The sequence below is a fragment of the Proteus sp. Marseille-Q3619 genome, from assembly GCF_965283115.1.
In genome coordinates this window covers 2,259,718-2,277,897 of the sequence record NZ_CBDIMP010000001.1, presented here as the reverse complement: position 1 = coordinate 2,277,897, position 18,180 = coordinate 2,259,718, and the positions used below count along the sequence as shown (strand labels likewise).

General features: G+C 39.5%; 17 protein-coding genes. 12 read left to right on the top strand and 5 right to left on the bottom strand.

The window, feature by feature from the left end; all coding sequences use genetic code 11:
* Nucleotides 1-92: 92 nt before the first annotated feature.
* Nucleotides 93-1,385 (top strand): murein hydrolase activator EnvC, encoded by a 1,293-nt coding sequence (gene envC, locus ACWPWK_RS10355; protein ID WP_109373392.1) that lies wholly within the window; start codon nt 93-95, stop codon nt 1,383-1,385.
* A 2-nt stretch (nt 1,386-1,387) separates the two neighbouring features.
* A complete protein-coding gene (locus ACWPWK_RS10350; RefSeq protein WP_109373391.1) occupies nt 1,388-2,353 on the top strand; it encodes a divergent polysaccharide deacetylase family protein in 966 nt (321 codons plus the stop codon).
* Nucleotides 2,354-2,404: 51 nt separating this feature from the next.
* On the opposite strand, the gene tdh is transcribed toward ACWPWK_RS10350, so the two are convergent.
* Together tdh and ACWPWK_RS10340 are read right to left on the bottom strand one after the other, a co-directional pair.
* Complete coding sequence (gene tdh, locus ACWPWK_RS10345) at nt 2,405-3,430, bottom strand: L-threonine 3-dehydrogenase (RefSeq protein ID WP_023583402.1); 1,026 nt, start codon at nt 3,428-3,430, stop codon at nt 2,405-2,407.
* Between the two features lie 9 nt (nt 3,431-3,439).
* The gene (locus tag ACWPWK_RS10340) at nt 3,440-4,639 is read right to left on the bottom strand and encodes a glycine C-acetyltransferase (RefSeq protein ID WP_109373390.1); all 1,200 of its coding nucleotides are present in this window, start codon (nt 4,637-4,639) and stop codon (nt 3,440-3,442) included.
* Nucleotides 4,640-4,909: 270 nt separating this feature from the next.
* Between ACWPWK_RS10340 and rfaD the strand changes: the two genes are divergently transcribed.
* Genes rfaD through rfaC form a run of 3 tightly spaced genes read left to right on the top strand, consistent with a single transcriptional unit; the run spans nt 4,910 to nt 7,866 of the window.
* A complete protein-coding gene (gene rfaD, locus ACWPWK_RS10335; protein WP_109373389.1) occupies nt 4,910-5,848 on the top strand; it encodes an ADP-glyceromanno-heptose 6-epimerase in 939 nt (312 codons plus the stop codon).
* 9 nt (nt 5,849-5,857) lie between these two features.
* A complete protein-coding gene (gene rfaF / locus ACWPWK_RS10330) occupies nt 5,858-6,910 on the top strand; it encodes an ADP-heptose--LPS heptosyltransferase RfaF (protein ID WP_109373388.1) in 1,053 nt (350 codons plus the stop codon).
* Nucleotides 6,907-7,866 carry a lipopolysaccharide heptosyltransferase RfaC gene (gene rfaC, locus ACWPWK_RS10325; protein WP_109373387.1) on the top strand — a complete coding sequence of 320 codons (960 nt, stop codon included), beginning with the start codon at nt 6,907-6,909 and terminating at the stop codon, nt 7,864-7,866. Before rfaF ends, rfaC begins: the two co-directional genes overlap by 4 nt.
* A 21-nt stretch (nt 7,867-7,887) precedes the next feature.
* Here rfaC and ACWPWK_RS10320 read toward each other — a convergent pair whose 3' ends face one another.
* Both ACWPWK_RS10320 and ACWPWK_RS10315 read right to left on the bottom strand, forming a co-directional pair.
* Entirely contained in the window at nt 7,888-8,961 is a 1,074-nt protein-coding gene (locus ACWPWK_RS10320) for a glycosyltransferase family 9 protein (protein WP_109373386.1), read from the bottom strand.
* A gap of 1 nt (nt 8,962) precedes the next feature.
* Nucleotides 8,963-9,925 carry a polysaccharide deacetylase family protein gene (locus ACWPWK_RS10315; RefSeq protein WP_109373385.1) on the bottom strand — a complete coding sequence of 321 codons (963 nt, stop codon included), beginning with the start codon at nt 9,923-9,925 and terminating at the stop codon, nt 8,963-8,965.
* Between the two features lie 159 nt (nt 9,926-10,084).
* On the opposite strand from ACWPWK_RS10315, the gene rfaQ reads away from it, so the two are divergent.
* The 6 genes from rfaQ to coaD all read left to right on the top strand — a co-directional run bounded on the left by rfaQ (nt 10,085) and on the right by coaD (nt 15,998).
* Nucleotides 10,085-11,152, top strand: coding sequence for a putative lipopolysaccharide heptosyltransferase III (gene rfaQ, locus ACWPWK_RS10310; RefSeq protein WP_109373384.1), 1,068 nt, complete (start codon nt 10,085-10,087; stop codon nt 11,150-11,152).
* Nucleotides 11,152-12,285: a glycosyltransferase family 4 protein gene (locus ACWPWK_RS10305; protein ID WP_109373383.1), complete on the top strand. Its 1,134-nt coding sequence runs from the start codon at nt 11,152-11,154 to the stop codon at nt 12,283-12,285. The genes rfaQ and ACWPWK_RS10305 overlap by 1 nt, the downstream gene beginning before the upstream one ends.
* Complete coding sequence (locus ACWPWK_RS10300) at nt 12,282-13,385, top strand: glycosyltransferase (RefSeq protein WP_109373382.1); 1,104 nt, start codon at nt 12,282-12,284, stop codon at nt 13,383-13,385. The genes ACWPWK_RS10305 and ACWPWK_RS10300 overlap by 4 nt, the downstream gene beginning before the upstream one ends.
* Before the next feature lie 81 nt (nt 13,386-13,466).
* Nucleotides 13,467-14,744 carry a lipid IV(A) 3-deoxy-D-manno-octulosonic acid transferase gene (waaA, locus tag ACWPWK_RS10295; RefSeq protein ID WP_075673244.1) on the top strand — a complete coding sequence of 426 codons (1,278 nt, stop codon included), beginning with the start codon at nt 13,467-13,469 and terminating at the stop codon, nt 14,742-14,744.
* A complete protein-coding gene (locus tag ACWPWK_RS10290; protein WP_109373381.1) occupies nt 14,744-15,523 on the top strand; it encodes a glycosyltransferase family 2 protein in 780 nt (259 codons plus the stop codon). Before waaA ends, ACWPWK_RS10290 begins: the two co-directional genes overlap by 1 nt.
* Nucleotides 15,513-15,998 (top strand): pantetheine-phosphate adenylyltransferase, encoded by a 486-nt coding sequence (gene coaD, locus ACWPWK_RS10285; protein ID WP_109373380.1) that lies wholly within the window; start codon nt 15,513-15,515, stop codon nt 15,996-15,998. The genes ACWPWK_RS10290 and coaD overlap by 11 nt, the downstream gene beginning before the upstream one ends.
* Here coaD and mutM read toward each other — a convergent pair.
* A complete protein-coding gene (gene mutM / locus ACWPWK_RS10280) occupies nt 15,995-16,819 on the bottom strand; it encodes a bifunctional DNA-formamidopyrimidine glycosylase/DNA-(apurinic or apyrimidinic site) lyase (protein WP_109373442.1) in 825 nt (274 codons plus the stop codon). The genes coaD and mutM overlap by 4 nt on opposite strands.
* Nucleotides 16,820-16,920: 101 nt before the next feature.
* Between mutM and rfaL the strand changes: the two genes are divergently transcribed.
* A complete protein-coding gene (gene rfaL, locus ACWPWK_RS10275; RefSeq protein ID WP_109373379.1) occupies nt 16,921-18,180 on the top strand; it encodes an O-antigen ligase RfaL in 1,260 nt (419 codons plus the stop codon).

Sequence of the window (18,180 nt, the reverse complement as noted above, 5' to 3'; positions counted from 1 at the left end):
TCTGAAATTTCGGCTTTATTTCGTGTTAGCTGGTCAGTTGTTTTGTGACATGAAATAATCTTACAAACTGTTATGAAAGGTACGTTGGTCAGATGGCAGAGAAAATGGATCTTCAAAAAAAAACACATCCGTCTTATCGTGTATTTTCTTTACCGTTAATCACGTTGCTTATTAGCACCTCCCTCTTTTCTGCATCCCCTATTTTTGCGAACACATTAACGGATAATCGTAATCAGCTAAAAGATTTACAAACCACGATTGCTGAAAAAGAAAAACAGGTTCAAGAACAACAAAAACAACGTACAGCCCTTCTTAATCAATTAAAAACACAGGAAACCCAAATTTCTAGTGCTGGTCGCTCTGTGCATGAAACACAAAACCGCTTACAAACGTTAGGCAAAGAGATCAAAACCATTACTGCAAATATTGCACGCTTACAAAAACAGTATCAATCTCAACAAGAATTATTAGCTCGCCAAATGGATGCGGCTTATCGCCAAGGTAAACATCAAGGTATAGAGCTTCTATTTCGTGGTGAAGAAGGCCAACGTGAAGAGCGTATCTTAGCGTATTACAGCTATATTAATGATGCGCGTAAAGAAACAATGGCAGAGCTTGCTCAAACCTCAAAAGAACTTGAAGCGGAAAAAAACGCTCAACAAGCAAAACAAAATGAACAAAAACAAGTTCTCACAAAGCAACAACAAGAGAAGCAAAAGCTTGATAACGCATTAGCCGCTCGCCAAAAAACGCTAACTCAACTTGAATCAACATTAAAAGCGGATCAGAAAAATTTAGCCACCATGCGGGCTAACGAAGCACAGTTAAGAAATAAAATTGCACAAGCAGAGCGTGAAGCCAAAGCCCGTGCTGAGCGAGAGGCCCGAGAAGCCGCTCGCATTGCAGCAAAACAGCGTGAAGCACAACAACGAGGTTCAACCTATAAACCAACAGCCGAAGAGCAATCATTGATGTCTCGTACAGGCGGTTTGGGTAGACCTGCTGGACAAGCCATTTGGCCTATCAGAGGCTCTTTATTACACCGTTTTGGTGAGTCTATTTCTGGCTCTGGTGAATTACGTTGGAAAGGTATTGTTATACCTGCGGCACAAGGTACCGAAGTGAAAGCTATTGCTGATGGTCGCGTGTTGTTAGCCGATTGGCTTCAAGGCTATGGTTTAGTCGTCGTGGTTGAACACGGTAAAGGCGATATGAGCCTTTACGGTTATAACCAAAGTGCTTTAGTGAATGTGGGGCAGCAAGTTAAAGCTGGACAAGCTATTGCTTTAGTCGGTAACAGTGGTGGACAAGAGCGTTCAGCACTCTATTTTGAAATTAGACGTCAAGGGAAAGCGGTAAATCCAGTTCCTTGGCTTGGGAGGTAGGTTTGAAATTACTTGGCACATTACAACGCAAGCGCTCTTTTTTACTTAGTTTAATGTTGCTAAGTCTGGTTGTGAGTACTCCCGCATTCGCAGCCAAATTAGCCATTGTGATTGATGATTTTGGTTATCGTAAAAAAGAAGATAACCAAGTTTTACAACTTCCTACGGCAGTTTCTATCGCTATTTTGCCTGATTCCCCTCATGGTAAAGAAATGGCGACTAAAGCCCATGCTCAAGGACGAGAAATCCTGATCCACATGCCAATGGCTCCTATTAGCAAACAACCTCTAGAGCGCGATACCCTAAAACCTTCTATGGGTCAGGATGAAATTAACCGCATTATTCAGCATGCTATTAGTAATGTTCCTTTCGCTATCGGTATGAATAACCATATGGGCAGTGCGATGACATCCAATAGACAAGCGATGGATAGAGTCATTAAAGCCCTTAATCACTCAAACCTCTATTTTTTAGATAGCGTGACCATTGGTAATACACAAGCGGCCATTGCTGCAAAAGCCGCAGGTGTTCCCTCTTTACGCCGTCATGTTTTTCTTGATAACGTACAAACCGAAGCTGAAACAAGGCAACAACTGGCTCGCGCTATTGCTTTAGCACGAAAGAATGGCTCTGCAATTGCGATTGGACACCCTCACCCCTCAACCGTCCGAGCATTACAGCAGCAGTTACCTTTATTACCTGCTGATATTCAACTGGTTGCACCGAGTACTCTATTAAAACCACAGGCAGAAAAACCAATACAACCAGAACCACCAAAAGTTGTACCACCAACAGAACAACCACAAGAGCCAAAACCTGCGTCTTGGTTAAAACCCGCACAAGAAGCCATTATTTCGATGAAAAAAAGTACGCTGATTAATACCTTATCAAGCGGGTTTAACTCATCAGAAAAAAAGAAAATACCGAATACGCCTACTCCGAACGAAATCGGCGAAGTTGAAAAATAATGTAACAAAAAAGAGCCTTAAAAGGCTCTTTTTTTCCTTAGCTCTCACATATCACTGCCAATCTAAAATCACTTTACCTGATTGGCCTGAACGCATGATATCAAAGCCTTTTTGAAATTCATCAATTGGGAATTGATGAGTAATAATAGGCGAGAGATCAAGGCCAGACTGAATAAGTGCCGCCATTTTATACCATGTTTCGAACATCTCACGACCATAGATACCTTTAATAAACAATCCCTTAAAGATAACTTGTCCCCAATCAATCGCCATATCAGAAGGCGGAATACCTAAAAGGGCAATACGACCGCCATGATTCATAGTATTCAGCATGGTACGAAACGCAGGTGGTGCGCCTGACATTTCTAATCCCACATCAAAACCTTCTGTCATGCCTAACTCTTTCATCACATCGATTAAGTTTTCTTTGCTGACATTAACTGCTCGGGTAACACCCATTTTTTTCGCAAGATCAAGGCGATATTCATTAACATCCGTGATCACCACATGACGTGCACCGACATGTTTACAAATTGCAGCAGCCATAATACCAATTGGGCCAGCACCAGAAACCAGCACATCTTCTCCCACTAAATCAAAAGATAGCGCGGTATGTACAGCATTACCAAATGGGTCAAAAATAGCGGCAAGCTCATCAGGAATATTGTCTGGAATTTTAAATGCATTAAAGGCAGGGATAACCAGATATTCAGCAAAACAGCCTGGACGATTTACACCCACACCAATAGTATTACGGCATAAATGCGTACGACCACCACGGCAATTACGGCAATGACCACAAGTGATATGCCCTTCACCAGAGACGCGATCACCAATATTAAAACCTTTAACTTCCTGTCCTATTGCAACAATTTCGCCGATATATTCATGACCTACAACCATGGGAACAGGAATTGTTTTTTGTGACCACTCGTCCCAGTTATAAATATGAACATCAGTGCCACAAATTGCTGTTTTACGAATTTTGATCATCACATCGTTATGACCAAGTTCAGGTACTGGGACATCGGTCATCCAGATACCTTCTTGCGCTTTTAATTTTGACAATGCTTTCATATGGGAACCTTATGCAATCACATTAAGTTGTTTGCCGATTTTGATAAATGCCGCCACTGCACGCTCAATTTGTTCAGCAGTATGTGCTGCCGACATTTGTGTACGAATACGAGCTTGGCCTTGTGGTACAACAGGATAGAAGAATCCTGTGACATAAATCCCTTCATCAAGTAAGCGGGTTGCAAACTCTTGGGCTAATTTAGCGTCGCCTAGCATCACCGGAATAATCGCGTGATCAGCACCCGCCAATGTAAAGCCTGCCGCACTCATTTTTTCACGGAAAAGCGAAGCGTTACGCCATAAACGAGCGCGTATTTCATCACCGGTTTTCAGCATATCTAAAACAGCAATAGAAGCAGAAACAATCGCAGGCGCTAACGAGTTAGAGAATAAATAAGGACGAGAACGCTGACGTAACCACTCAACCACTTCTTTACGTGCAGCGGTATAACCACCCGATGCACCGCCTAAGGCTTTACCTAAAGTGCCCGTGATAATGTCGACTCTGTCCATCACATCACAATACTCATGAGTTCCGCGGCCTTGTTCACCCACAAAACCCACGGCATGCGAATCATCGACCATCACTAAGGCACCAAATTCATCCGCTAAATCACAGATACTTTTAAGATCGGCAATCACACCATCCATAGAAAATACGCCGTCTGTCGCGATCATAATGTGGCGAGCATTCTCTGCTTTGGCTTTTTCAAGTTGTGAGCGCAGTTCTGCCATATTGTTATTGGCGTAGCGATAACGCTTCGCTTTACATAAACGCACACCATCAATAATAGAAGCATGGTTTAAGGCATCAGAAATAATCGCATCTTCAGGCCCCATTAATGTTTCAAATAGTCCGCCATTAGCATCGAAGCAAGAGGAATACAAAATGGCATCTTCCATACCCAAAAATTCAGCAATTTTATTTTCTAATGTTTTATGTGAATCTTGAGTACCACAAATAAAGCGCACTGAAGCCATCCCAAAACCATGGCTATCCATACCTGCTTTTGCTGCTTCAATCAGTTTGGGATGATTAGCTAAACCTAAATAGTTATTGGCGCAGAAGTTAATAACATGGCTTCCGTCAGCAACGGCGATATCTGCGCTTTGCGAAGAAGTGATAATGCGCTCGTTTTTAAAGAGACCATCTTGACGAGTTTGTTCGAGTTGTTGATTAATTTGTTGATAGAAAGAGTGGGTAGACATACTTTCTCCTAAGACTACAGAACGAAAAGAGGTAACATACATTTTTGATTATAATGTAGTCGTTATTGTTTCTTATTCTATGCCTTTGTTCTATTAAAAACGACAAATGTAAATAAATAATGTTATTTGTGTAATTAAGATCACTAATACACACTGTGTTTTTCGAGAATTTCAGCCTGTTGTTCCGTGATGAATACTACCGTTAATGCTGTTCAGTGTTATTATAGACCTAGAGCTAATTTTTAGATTTTTATATGAAGGGGTAGCCACATGATTATCGTCACGGGCGGTGCAGGTTTTATCGGCAGCAATATTGTTAAAGCATTAAATGATGAAGGTTATACCGATATATTGGTTGTTGATAACCTTAAAGATGGCACCAAGTTCGTGAATTTGGTCGATCTGAATATTACCGATTACATGGATAAAGAAGATTTTATTGCGAGCGTTGTTGCAGGTGATGATTTCGGCGATATCGATGCAGTTTTCCATGAAGGTGCTTGCTCATCAACCACTGAGTGGGATGGCAAATATATGATGGATAACAACTATCAATATTCTAAAGAGCTACTTCATTTTTGTCTTGAACGCCAAATTCCTTTCTTATATGCCTCTTCTGCTGCCACTTATGGCGGTCGTACAGATAACTTTATCGAGGATAGAAAATACGAAGCACCTTTAAATGTCTACGGTTATTCAAAATTCCTATTCGATGAATATGTACGCCAAATTTTACCTGAAGCAGAATCGATGATTTGTGGCTTCCGTTATTTTAATGTTTATGGCCCTCGTGAAGGACATAAAGGCGGTATGGCAAGTGTTGCATTCCATTTAAATAACCAAGTCAATGCTGGACAAAATCCTAAGTTATTTGAAGGTAGCGAAACCTTCCAACGCGACTTTATTTATGTAGGTGATGTGGCTGCGGTTAATTTATGGTTTTGGCGCAATAATGTATCGGGAATTTTTAACTGTGGTACAGGCCGCGCTGAATCATTCCAAGCGGTTGCTGACGCAGTTATTGCGCACCATAAAGATAAAGATCTCTCTATCGAACATATTGAGTTTCCAGAAAAATTGAAAGGTCGTTATCAAGCCTTTACACAAGCAGATCTCACAAACTTACGTAAAGCAGGTTATACCGCACCATTTAAAACGGTTGCCGAAGGCGTTGAGCTTTATATGCAATGGTTAAATCAAGGTAAGTAATCGCTGTTTATGAAAATCTTTGTGGTAGGGCCTTCATGGGTCGGGGACATGATGATGTCTCAAAGTCTTTATCGTACATTGAAAGCATTACATCCTGCGGCAACGATTGATGTGATGGCACCAGCGTGGTGCCGTCCATTACTTGAAAAAATGCCAGAAGTTGATAATGCTATCCCAATGCCGTTAGGCCATGGTGCATTAGCGATTGGTGAGCGTCGTCGTTTAGGAAAGCAATTAAGAGAAAATGGTTACACGCACGCTTATGTATTACCTAACTCGTTTAAATCTGCATTAGTCCCTTTCTTTGCAGATATTCCTAAGCGCACAGGCTGGCGTGGAGAAATGCGTTATGGCCTATTAAATGATTTACGCCCTTTAGATAAAGATGCCTTCCCGCTGATGGTTGAACGCTATGTGGCTCTAGCTTATGACAAGCAAAAAGTCCAAAAAGCGACAGATTTACCTCAACCTCTGCTTTGGCCTAAGTTATCGGTCACAGAGCGTGATATATCTACCGCATTGACTCAATTTTCATTATCTACACAGCGCCCTGCCATTGGTTTTTGCCCCGGTGCTGAATTTGGTCCTGCAAAACGTTGGCCTCATTATCATTATGCAGCTTTAGCACAAAAATTAATTGCTGAGCAGGGTTATCAGATTTTCCTTTTTGGCTCTCAAAAAGATAAAGAAGCGGGTGAAGAGATAAAACAAGCCCTAACGCCAGAAGCCCGTGAAGCCTGTTTTAATCTGGCAGGTGAAACCAGCCTTGAACAAGCGGTTAATTTGATTGCGTCTTGTAAAGCCGTCGTCAGTAATGATTCTGGTTTAATGCATGTGGCAGCTGCATTAGAACGCCCATTAGTCGCACTTTACGGCCCAAGTAGCCCTGATTTTACACCTCCGTTATCCTATAAAGCGCGTGTGATCCGTTTAATTACGGGCTATCACAAAATCCGTAAAGGAGATGCTGAACAAGGCTATCACCAAAGCTTAATTGATATTCAGCCAAAGCAAGTCTTTGCGGAACTTGAACACTTATTGTCAACGGAGCCATCAGCGTGAAGCGGGTATTAATCGTTAAAACCTCATCTATGGGAGATGTTTTACATACATTGCCCGCATTGACTGATGCAATAAATGCGTATCCGGATATCCGTTTTGACTGGGCTGTTGAAGAAGGCTTTGCACAAATTCCAAGCTGGCACCAAGCTGTTGATACTGTTATTCCAGTAGCAATACGCCGTTGGCGTAAAAATTGGTTTAGTGCGCCTATTCGTGCTGAGCGCGCACAATTTCGTCAAGCGATTCAAGCTCATCATTATGATGCTGTGATTGATGCACAAGGTTTACTAAAAAGTGCATTTTTAGTGACACGCTACGCCAAAGGCACTAAACACGGCTATTCTCGTCAATGCGCCCGCGAACCTTTAGCCAGTTTTTTCTATAATGTTCACCATGATGTCAGCAAAAAAATGCATGCGGTTGAACGTATTCGCCAACTCTTTGCGCTGAGCTTAGATTATCCAATCCCACAATCTCAAGGTGATTATGGGATTGCACAGCATTTTTTCTCACTTCCATCCTTTGATGAGCACCCTTATTTGGTATTTTTGCACGCGACAACTCGTGATGAAAAACACTGGCCAGAATCCCATTGGCGAGAATTAATCGCCCTACTTGCTGATTCAGGATTGCGTATTAAATTACCTTGGGGTGCAGAGCATGAACATCAACGTGCTATCCGCCTAGCTAAAGATTTTAACTATGTTGATGTGTTGCCAAAAATGTCACTCGCTGATGTTGCTCAAGTGATTGCTGGTGCAAAAAGGGTAGTTTCTGTGGATACGGGGTTAAGCCACTTAACCGCGGCATTAGATAAACCGAATATCACTCTATTTGGCCCTACCGATCCTGGTTTAATCGGCGGTTACGGTAAGGCACAAATGTCTGTGAAAGCAGAAGGTGGAGATATTGGTGAGATAAAGCCACAGCAAATATTCGACCTTCTTGATATTTAGTCTTATAAACCCTAAAGATCACTAGCCTTTTAGAGTTTTATTGACAGCATTAAAGACTTCATCAACAGTAATTACATCCATAATCGACTCTGGAGCTTCACAAAAGAGAGGCTCTTTCTTAATCACTGTATGTAGCTCAAGATCTTGGTAAGGACCTGTTGAACAAGGATTTGCGGTGACAAATAAACTCACAGTTGGTCGTTTTAATGTAATCGCTAAATGTAAGGGTCCTGTATCACCAGTCACTAATACGTTCATCATATTGATATGACTTAATAAGTCTGGTAATGACGTTTTACCAACTAAGTTTTCTATATTTTTGTGATAATTAACAGGAAGTAATTTGAAAAATTCATCAGATAAATTTTGCTCATGAGGTGCTCCAATTAATTTAATTATCAATGAATTATCACTGTTAATTAATTGTTGAGCTAACTCGACAAAATGAGAGACAGCCCATCTCCGTTCTGGCGTTGACGTCCCCATCTGAAAGCCAATCACTTTATATTCTTTTTTTGGTAATAACTTTATCTTACAAGGGATTTCCATATCAGTGCTTACATTTGTGATGCCTAAATGACTGACAAGATCTAATTTACTTTGAACAAGATGTACTGGTGTGGTGTTATGATCAGCAACAATCCATTTTGTAAACCACTTAGGAAGTTCATGAAAAGTATTACGTAAAATATATTGGCAACCTGCCATTACTGCGAATAGAACATCATAAGGGAGGTGAGAATGTAAAATTACGGCTAATTCAGGCTTATATTTTTTCGCCTGTAAGGCAATAGGAAGTAAGTTTTTTATTTTATTATCCCAATAAATCACACTATCTATTTGGTCATAGTTCTCTACTAATAACCTATTTTTCTCACTAGACACTAATGTGATATGAGCATCTGGATAATGCGCACGAATGGCTCTTATCGCTGGGGTATTAAACATAAAATCCCCAAGCGCAGTCGTTGAAAAAATAAGAATACTGTTAAATTGAATATCTGATGAAAACGTATCCGTTTTTTTCATCTTGCCAAAAAGTGGGTTATAGATATTTAAGAAGTTATGTACCCATTTTAGTTTTTTCAACTTCATCTTACTTTGCCTGTACCTTACTTTGATAATACTCAGCCAACGTCATGCCCTGCACTTTATCTTTTAAGAAACTAAATAGCGTTTCTAAATCGCTATATAGCCCTTCGATATCTTTTTCTGTGCGGAATGTGGGGCTACCACCTGGCATAAATTCAGACGAGTGCAACATAAACTCAATATGATCATGACCTTGTGCTAAAGATTTTTCTGCTACTTCAATCATCTGTTGTGCATTTCCGCCTTTAGGACGTAGCCAATTTACAGAAGGTGCTCGCTGTTTACCTCTTAATTTATCGTAACCTTGCTTAAATTTATTCATTAAAGGTGAGTGCTTATATTGAATACTCATCGGCACTTCTAGCAACGTAGAGTTCCCCGTTTTAGTGATATCCTCTAGATCCATAAAATAAGCATGACTTGGAAAATCAGTGTAATTTGTTCCGCCCGATTGCGCGGGATCACCTTTGGTAAAACGCCAATCCACTTTAGGTGTTACAGAGCAATCAACTTGATAACCAAATTCAACTAAAAGCTGTGCATAAATTTCATTAAATGCCCAACGACCCGCTCGATGACTTAACATTTTGGTTTGTAGTTTATTTTCAAGTAAGTCAGTCATTAATGCGATTTTTTCTCGCATTTGATCTTTAGGATATTCAACTAAGTAAGGCTGATGATGTAAATCATCATGGGTTAAAGGGACAAGTGGTGGGCTATTCCATGCATGCAAGTGCATACCAATTTCGCCCGTATTACGAGCAATAACATCACGAGCAAACTCAATATAAGCATCATCCATTACCATTTCATAGTTTGTTAACCAAACAGGTTTAAAATGAAAATGCTCGCAAAGTTGCTGAAAACGGGGTAGAAAGTTCGTATTTTTTGTGGTGATATCACGTTCGTTTTCCCAAAGATTATCGCCTTCGGTATCTAATGTGATAATAAATGCTGGTTTTTTCATGCATACCCTGCCAATTAATGGATAATAGGCTAATAAATTTATATTTAATACTATGGCATGCAGTGTAAAACATCAATTCAATCAATATAAATTAGGTTTTATGGATGCTTTTGGCTGTTTTGTTTACAATTAGAGTATCTCACTAAAGCTAAAGTAATTATGACTAATATAAATCAATCATTTAATAGAATACTGGTTATTAAACTCCAACATCATGGAGATATGTTATTAACGACGCCCGTTATATGCTCATTAAAATCAGCTTATCCTAATGCAACGATTGATGTTTTATTATACAAAGAAACATTACCTATGCTTGAGCACAACCCATTCATCAATAATATTTTTTATCTTGATCGTAATTGGAAACATCAAGGTAAATTCACTCGATTAAAAAAAGAGTGGGAGCTTGGTCGAATATTAAAAAAACAGCAATATGATTTAGTTGTTAATTTAGCTGATCAGTGGAAAGCTGCAATTTTTGCTTTAGTCACTAAAGCACAAGTGCGCTTAGGTTTTGAATTTGAAAAGCGCAAAAACAGTCAGTTTTGGCAAAAATGCCACAATATTATTGTCTCTACGGCAGATCATGGACAGCTACACACTGTTGAACAAAATCTGAGTATCCTTGCTCCACTTAATATTCCTATCATTTCAGATGTTATGATGGCTTATAGCGAAGCAGATAAACAGTGGTTAACTGAGACTATTGAAAAATATCATCTCCCTAAAAACTATATCGTTATACAACCAACCTCTCGCTGGTTTTTCAAATGCTGGGATGAAGATAAAATGGCGACTTTAATTACAAAGCTTCAGCAAAATCATTATTCCGTAGTGTTAACTTCGGGCCCAGAAGCAAAAGAATTAGAGATGATACAAACTATTTTGGCACACTGCCCAAACAAAGATGTGATAACAGTTTTAGCTGGACAAACATCTTTATCTCAACTTGCTGTATTAATTGATAATGCAGGACTTTTTATTGGTGTTGATTCTGTCGCAATGCATATGGCAGCTGCATTAAAAACACCTTTAGTTGCTCTTTTTGGTCCTTCTAAACTTGAACATTGGCACCCTTGGCAAGCCGTAGGTGAAACAATATGGGCAGGCAATTATGACGATATTCCACACCCAGACCATATAAAGACAGACACCCAACAACGTTATCTTTCCGCTATTCCGGTTGATGTGGTTTACAACACAGCTATAAGGCATTTATCTTAATGAATCACCCGTTACGACTCGCCATTGTCAGACAAAAATATCGCCCAGATGGGGGAGCAGAACGCTTTATTGCGCGCGCGTTAGATGCATTATCCAACGATGACCTTGAACTCAATGTGATCACGCGAGAATGGCAAGGTAATACTAATCCAGATTGGCATATTCACTTATGCAATCCACGAAAATTGGGTAGGATTAGCCGAGAATCGGGTTTCGCTAAGGCAGCTAGAGCATGTTGGCAGGAAAATCATTTTGATATTGTTCAAAGCCATGAACGTATCGCAGGTTGTGATATTTTTCGTGCTGGTGATGGTGTACATCGCCGATGGCTATTACAACGCCAAAGAATATTGCCTAATTGGAAAGGTCGTTGGCTATTTTATGATAGATACCACCGCTATGTAATGAATGCAGAAAAACAGATGTATGCCGATCCCGCATTAAAACAAGTTATCTGTAATTCACAGATGGTTAAAAATGAAATTATTGAGGATTTTGGTGTTTCTGCCGATAAAATAACTGTCATTTATAATGCAATTGACCATAATGCTTTCGTACCTGCAACAAGTTCTCAAAAAGGGACATTAAAAACACAATATAATATTCCACACGATGTACCTTGCTTTATTTATGTGGGATCAGGCTTCGAACGTAAAGGTTTAGCGGCTGCTATCTCAGCAATAGCAAAGACATCAGCTATATTGTTAGTTGTTGGAAGTGATAAAAATCAGCGTAAATATGAACAACTCGCAACACAATTAGGTTGTGAGCAACGTATTTTCTTCTTAGGTATGCAGAAAAAAACACTCGATTTTTATCAAATAGCGGATGCATTACTACTTCCTACTCTTTATGACCCTTTTCCTAATGTTATTCTTGAGGCATTATCGTGTGGTTTACCGGTGATCACCTCAACGACTTGTGGTGGTGCCGAATTTATTCAACATGGTAAAAATGGATTTGTTTGTGATGCATTAGATATTTCAGCATTAACTGATGCGATTACACAGATCCCAAAAGAAACAGCGTGGACTGAGATGTCACAAGTGGCGAGAGAGACCATTCTCCCTTATACACCACAACGATTATCAGGCGAGCTTATTTCACTTTATAAACGGATATTAGCCTTGTGAGTCAACAACATATACTTTTTATTATTGATGGATTACCGGGTGGTGGCGCTGAAAATGTCACGCTCAGGCTAGCTAATGGTTTTCATCAAGCAGGATACCAAGTCACATTATTATCCTTACATAATAAATTAGCGTATGAACTACCTGATTTTATTGATTATATTGTTGATCATGATAACTATCGTGGAATTTTTAGAAAATTAACTGAAATATCGCGTAGAGCAAAATCGCTTGATAATGTACTCACTCAACTTTTTGCTAAAAAAGGGCGCCCAGCGCTTGTTCTTTCTAATTTACATAAAACAGACCGTATTGTTTGTCGCTCTAAACAACTAAAAAGCTGCAATGTTTGGTACTGTATTCACGGCATTTACTCTCAATCTTATCTTGGCAATAAATCAGGATTTTCATATTGGTTGAAAAAAATAAAAATCCAACGAGTTTATCGAGATAAAAATCTCGTTTGTGTTTCTAATGCGGTAAAAGATGATCTAATCAATGCCATTGGTATTCATGCTGAACAACTAAAAACTATTTATAACCCATTTAATATTGAAGAAATACAGCAAAAAGCCACCCTTTCTAATCCATTTGCCGAACAAGATTATATCCTGCATGTGGGTCGATTACATGAAGTAAAAAGACAAGACAGATTAATTGAGGCTTTTGCTAAAGCCGATTTACCTTGCCAACTCATTATATTAGGTGAAGGTACTCCCACCGTTAAACAGCAATTAGAAGCTCAAATTAAACAACTTAACTTAGTGGAGAAAGTCACACTTGCGGGTTTTATCTCAAACCCTCTCCCTGCAATCAAAGGCGCTAAAGTGGTTGCATTAAGCTCTGATAGTGAAGGGCTTCCTACTGTATTAATTGAAGCATTAATATGTGGTGTGCCTATCGTCAGTACTCGATGCCCTGGTGGGGTCAGCGAAATTATGACAGACGAGCTTTCTGATTACCTCTCTACAATGGATAGTGACTCTCTCGCAGAAAAACTTCGCCTTGCGTATTATTCACAGCCTCAAATATTGCCATCATCCTATGCAAAATTTGAACTAAACCATATTTTAAAGCAGTATATCGCTTTAATTCCTTAATCCGCGCTTACTTGTTTTACACACTTTCTCTCACACAGTGTGATACTATAAGCGTTCGTCCAGATAAGTGAATTTGATAGCATGTTGTTGCGTTTATATCAGGTACTTCTTTACCTTATCCAACCTCTGATTTGGTTGCGTCTTTTATTACGCAGCCGTAAAGCACCCGCCTACCGTAAACGGTGGGGAGAGCGCTATGGCTTTTGCAAAGGCAAAGTCGTCCCTCAGGGTATATTATTGCATTCCGTTTCTGTCGGTGAAACACTCGCCGCAGTGCCGCTTGTTCGAGCCCTTCGTCATCACTATCCTGATTTGCCCATTACCGTCACTACTATGACACCAACTGGCTCAGAACGTGTGCGTTCTGCATTTGGTGATGATGTTTACCATGTCTACCTTCCTTATGATTTACCGGGGTCAGTTAATCGTTTTCTTAAAACAGTTGACCCCAAATTGGTGATCATTATGGAAACGGAGTTATGGCCTAACCTGATTTCAAAACTTCATCAACGAAAAATCCCGTTGATTATTGCTAATGCACGTTTATCAGAACGCTCTGCTGCGGGTTACCAAAAATTGGGCAGCTTTGTCAAAACGATGCTCCAAAAAATCACTTTGATTGCCGCTCAAAATCAGGAAGATGGTGAACGATTTATCGAGCTTGGTTTAAAACGTTCGCATTTACATGTTACAGGTAGCCTAAAATTTGATATTTCTGTCACCCCAGAGTTAGCCGCAAGAGCGGTTGCTTTGCGCCGTCAATGGGCTGCTCACCGCCCGGTTTGGATAGCAACAAGTACCCATGAGGGTGAAGAAACCATTATTTTAGAGACACATAAAAAGCTACTGACACAATTTCCTCAGCTTTTGTTAATTTTAGTACCTCGCCACCCAGAGCGTTTTCCTAAAGCCGAACAATTAACACGCGAAGCAGGGTTAAAATATACCTTACGAAGTACCGATGCTGTGCCAGATGCACAAACGCAAGTGGTTATTGGCGATACAATGGGCGAGCTTATGTTGCTCTATGGTATTGCAGATTTAGCCTTTGTTGGCGGGAGTTTGGTTGAGCGTGGTGGTCATAATCCTTTAGAAGCCGCTGCTCACGCTATCCCTGTTATCATGGGACCTCATACTTTTAATTTTAAAAATATCTGTGCCAAACTTGATCAAGCTGAAGGATTAATTACGGTTACAGACAGTGAATCGATGGCGACTGCTATTGCTTCATTGCTTAATGATGAAGATTATCGCCGTTATTATGGTCGTCATGCAGTTGAAGTGCTTCATGAAAATCAAGGGGCATTACTGCGTTTACTTACCTTACTTTCACCTTATCTTCCTCCACGGAGTCACTAATGAGCCAAAGTAAGCGCCTTTCTGTAGTGATGATCAGCAAAAATGCAGCTGATATCATTGGTGAATGCTTAGACTCAGTACAATGGGCTGATGAAATCATTGTATTAGATTCTGGTAGCCAAGATGACACCTGCCGTATTGCGACAGAGAAAGGGGCGAAAGTCTTTGTAAACAGTGAATGGCCTGGGTTTGGTAAACAACGCCAGTTAGCGCAGCAATATGCCTCTGGTGATTATATTTTTATGATTGATAGTGATGAACGTGTCACTCCTGAACTCAAAAGCAGTATCCTCGCAGTATTGCAACAACCTGAAGAAAATGTCATTTATAACTGTGCTCGCCGTAACTTATTTATGGGGCGATTTATGAAACACAGCGGTTGGTATCCCGATAAAGTGACACGTTTATATGCCCGTGAGCATTATCAATATAATGATAATTTAGTGCATGAATCATTAGAAACAAAAGGTGCAACAGTAAAAACCTTGCAAGGTGATCTACTGCATCTTACCTGCCGTGATTTAATGGAATTTCAGCAAAAACAGCTAAAATATGCCTCCGAATGGGCAAAAGAGCGCCATCAACAAGGTAGAACAACAAGTTATGGTTCTATCTTAAGCCATACTGCTGGTGCTTTTTTTAAGACATGGTTGTTAAGAATGGGGTTTTTAGACGGGAAACAGGGATTAATACTGGCATTTGTTAACGCACAGTATACCTTTAATAAATACGCCTCTTTATGGGAACTCAGCCAGAAGACTGTAAATCATGAAAAATAAAGCTATCTATCCCGGAACCTTTGATCCTATCACTTATGGTCATATTGATATTTTAACGCGTGCGGCAGGTATGTTTGATACTGTTTTATTAGCGATTGCTGATAGCGCCCGTAAAAATCCTATGTTCACCTTAGAAGAGCGGGTTAATTTAGCCAAAGAAGTGACAAGCCATTTACCTAATGTTGAAGTGGTGGGATTTAGTGAACTGATGGCTAACTTTGCTAAGCAACAACAAGCCACCATTTTAATTCGCGGTGTCCGCTCTGTTTCTGATTTTGAATATGAATGGCAACTTGCGAATATGAACCGTCACTTTGCGCCTGATCTTGATAGTGTATTTTTACTGCCTTCTCAAAATCTTTCATTTGTCTCTTCATCTTTAATTAAAGATGTGGCGCGCCATGACGGTGATGTCTCTACGTTTTTACCTGAAGTTGTCACCACCGCCATGCTAAAAAAACTCGGTAAAATTTAGCGCTCATTTTCACCATGTTGGCAATGTCGGCAGAAAAATGTGCTACGTTGCCCTTGTTTAATACTTTCTATCGGTTGACCACAAATTAAACAAGGCTTGTCTTTACGCCCATAAACAAATAACTCTTGCGCAAAATAACCTGGCTTACCGTCTGACTGCAGAAAATCTTTTAGCGTTGTGCCACCTTGTTCAATAGAACGGGTTAATACGCGCTTAATCGCCGTGACAAGAACTGCACATTCTTCTTGCGTTAAACTACTGACTTTTCTATCTGGCATAATTCCTGATGAAAATAGTGCCTCATTAGCATAAATATTGCCTACACCAACCACTAATTTATTATCCATTAACCACGGTTTTATCGCCGTTTTTTTATTTTTGGATTGTTGATAGAGATATTCGGCATTAAATTCATCAGAAAGTGGCTCTGGCCCTAAATGCGCTAATACAGAGCTTGTGGCTAAGTCTTCACACCATAGCCAAGCACCAAAGCGTCGTGGGTCGGTATAGCGGAGCACTTTACCATCACGAAAAATCAAATCGATATGATCATGTTTCTCTTCAGGTTGTTCCTCTAATAGAATACGAACACTCCCTGACATTCCTAAATGAATAATGATCCACCCTGTATTAAGCTCGATTAGCAAATATTTAGCACGTCGCTTTACACTTAAAATAGGCTCATCCAGTAACGTTTTTATTTTTTCTGAAACAGGCCAACGTAATTTGCTATTACGTACAATGGCATAGTGCAACACATTGCCCACAAGATGAGGCTCAATACCTCGGCGACTGGTTTCGACTTCCGGTAATTCAGGCACAAGTTGCTCCATGATTATCAGATAAGAGATACAGCGATAAACACATTTTTATTGTATGATCGCCACTCTATCAAAAGTATAAAGGATGATGGCAGATTATTATGATGGTGTTTAAAGACTATAGTAAAAAATCCCTGTGGAATTTATCCATTATTGGGCTTTACATTATATTGATCTACTTACCAGATATCACTCGCTATAAAAATATTGTGATGGGATTGATTGGTGCAACCGCACTGTGGTATCTGGTGCGTGATTTTAAAACTATCTGCAAGATATTTAAAAATAATCTGTCATTCTCACTGCTATTTTTATTGTTGGTGATTGCTTATTCCATCCTAATTTCTGTCGAACCTAGTATTAGTATTAAAGAGATTAATAAGCCGATACTAAATGGCTTACTGCTTTTTGCGGTAACTTTTCCGATCGTATTATATAAAGAAAAACCTACCGATATTGCAAAGATGGTGATGATAGCTTTTGCAATTGGGCTATTGGTGATTATGGCTAAGGAACTGGTGCAGTATTATTTGGAGTATCAACAAGGTATTTGGCCTTTTACAATAAAAAGTCAGTTAATTCATAGAGAAATATCTTATGCTTTGCTATTTTTTTTCCCAATCACTATCTCAATCTGGTCATTAAAAAAACATCATAATATAATTGAATGGATTATATTTAGCGTTATTACATTAGCTTTTATCGTATTGATCTTTGCCACATTAGCGCGTGGTGCATGGGTATCATTAATAACAATTACTCTATTTATGCTACTATTAAATCGTCAATGGCTAGTACTTTTATTAAGCCTAATATTTAGCTTACTTTTACTTATCTCTGCTACTCAATATTCTTATTTTAAAATCATCCCTGGGTACTTACAAAATAAATTAACTCAGGTAGATAGCGGCAAACGATTCGAAGGTGGAACACAAGGTTCAGCTTTAGATCTTATTTTAGAGCAACCAGTAAAAGGCTATGGTTATGGCAATCAACTTTACCATAACGTCTATAATGAACGCGTTAAAGAGCATCCAGAATGGAAATTCAAGAAATCCATTGGACCTCACAATGTCTTTTTAGCTTTCTGGTTTGCAGGCGGTATATTAGGGTTGATTGGTATTCTCTATTTTTGCTCTTCCATTATTGCCCAAGGTATTCAGCTAATAAGAAAAAACCAAGGTATTATTCGCCAAGCATCCCTTGTATTACTTATGTCTTTCCTAGGTGTTTATGTACTGCGTGGATTATTTGAAAATGCCTATATCAATCAGGTGGGTATTTTGGTGGGATTAATGTTGGCGTTGCGACATGCTTTACTCAATAATCAATCAGCAACACCGTCAGATAAACAGCAATAG

What these genes read in the sequence shown, in the direction of transcription:
- ACWPWK_RS10320 (WP_109373386.1), bottom strand. Translation starts at nt 8,961, where the DNA reads ATGAAGTTGAAAAAACTAAAATGGGTACATAACTTCTTAAATATCTAT.
- ACWPWK_RS10305 (WP_109373383.1), top strand. Translation starts at nt 11,152, where the DNA reads ATGAATCACCCGTTACGACTCGCCATTGTCAGACAAAAATATCGCCCA.
- ACWPWK_RS10340 (WP_109373390.1), bottom strand. Translation starts at nt 4,639, where the DNA reads ATGTCTACCCACTCTTTCTATCAACAAATTAATCAACAACTCGAACAA.
- coaD (WP_109373380.1), top strand. Translation starts at nt 15,513, where the DNA reads ATGAAAAATAAAGCTATCTATCCCGGAACCTTTGATCCTATCACTTAT.
- ACWPWK_RS10315 (WP_109373385.1), bottom strand. Translation starts at nt 9,925, where the DNA reads ATGAAAAAACCAGCATTTATTATCACATTAGATACCGAAGGCGATAAT.
- ACWPWK_RS10290 (WP_109373381.1), top strand. Translation starts at nt 14,744, where the DNA reads ATGAGCCAAAGTAAGCGCCTTTCTGTAGTGATGATCAGCAAAAATGCA.
- rfaQ (WP_109373384.1), top strand. Translation starts at nt 10,085, where the DNA reads ATGACTAATATAAATCAATCATTTAATAGAATACTGGTTATTAAACTC.
- rfaF (WP_109373388.1), top strand. Translation starts at nt 5,858, where the DNA reads ATGAAAATCTTTGTGGTAGGGCCTTCATGGGTCGGGGACATGATGATG.
- envC (WP_109373392.1), top strand. Translation starts at nt 93, where the DNA reads ATGGCAGAGAAAATGGATCTTCAAAAAAAAACACATCCGTCTTATCGT.
- waaA (WP_075673244.1), top strand. Translation starts at nt 13,467, where the DNA reads ATGTTGTTGCGTTTATATCAGGTACTTCTTTACCTTATCCAACCTCTG.
- rfaD (WP_109373389.1), top strand. Translation starts at nt 4,910, where the DNA reads ATGATTATCGTCACGGGCGGTGCAGGTTTTATCGGCAGCAATATTGTT.
- tdh (WP_023583402.1), bottom strand. Translation starts at nt 3,430, where the DNA reads ATGAAAGCATTGTCAAAATTAAAAGCGCAAGAAGGTATCTGGATGACC.
- rfaL (WP_109373379.1), top strand. Translation starts at nt 16,921, where the DNA reads ATGATGGTGTTTAAAGACTATAGTAAAAAATCCCTGTGGAATTTATCC.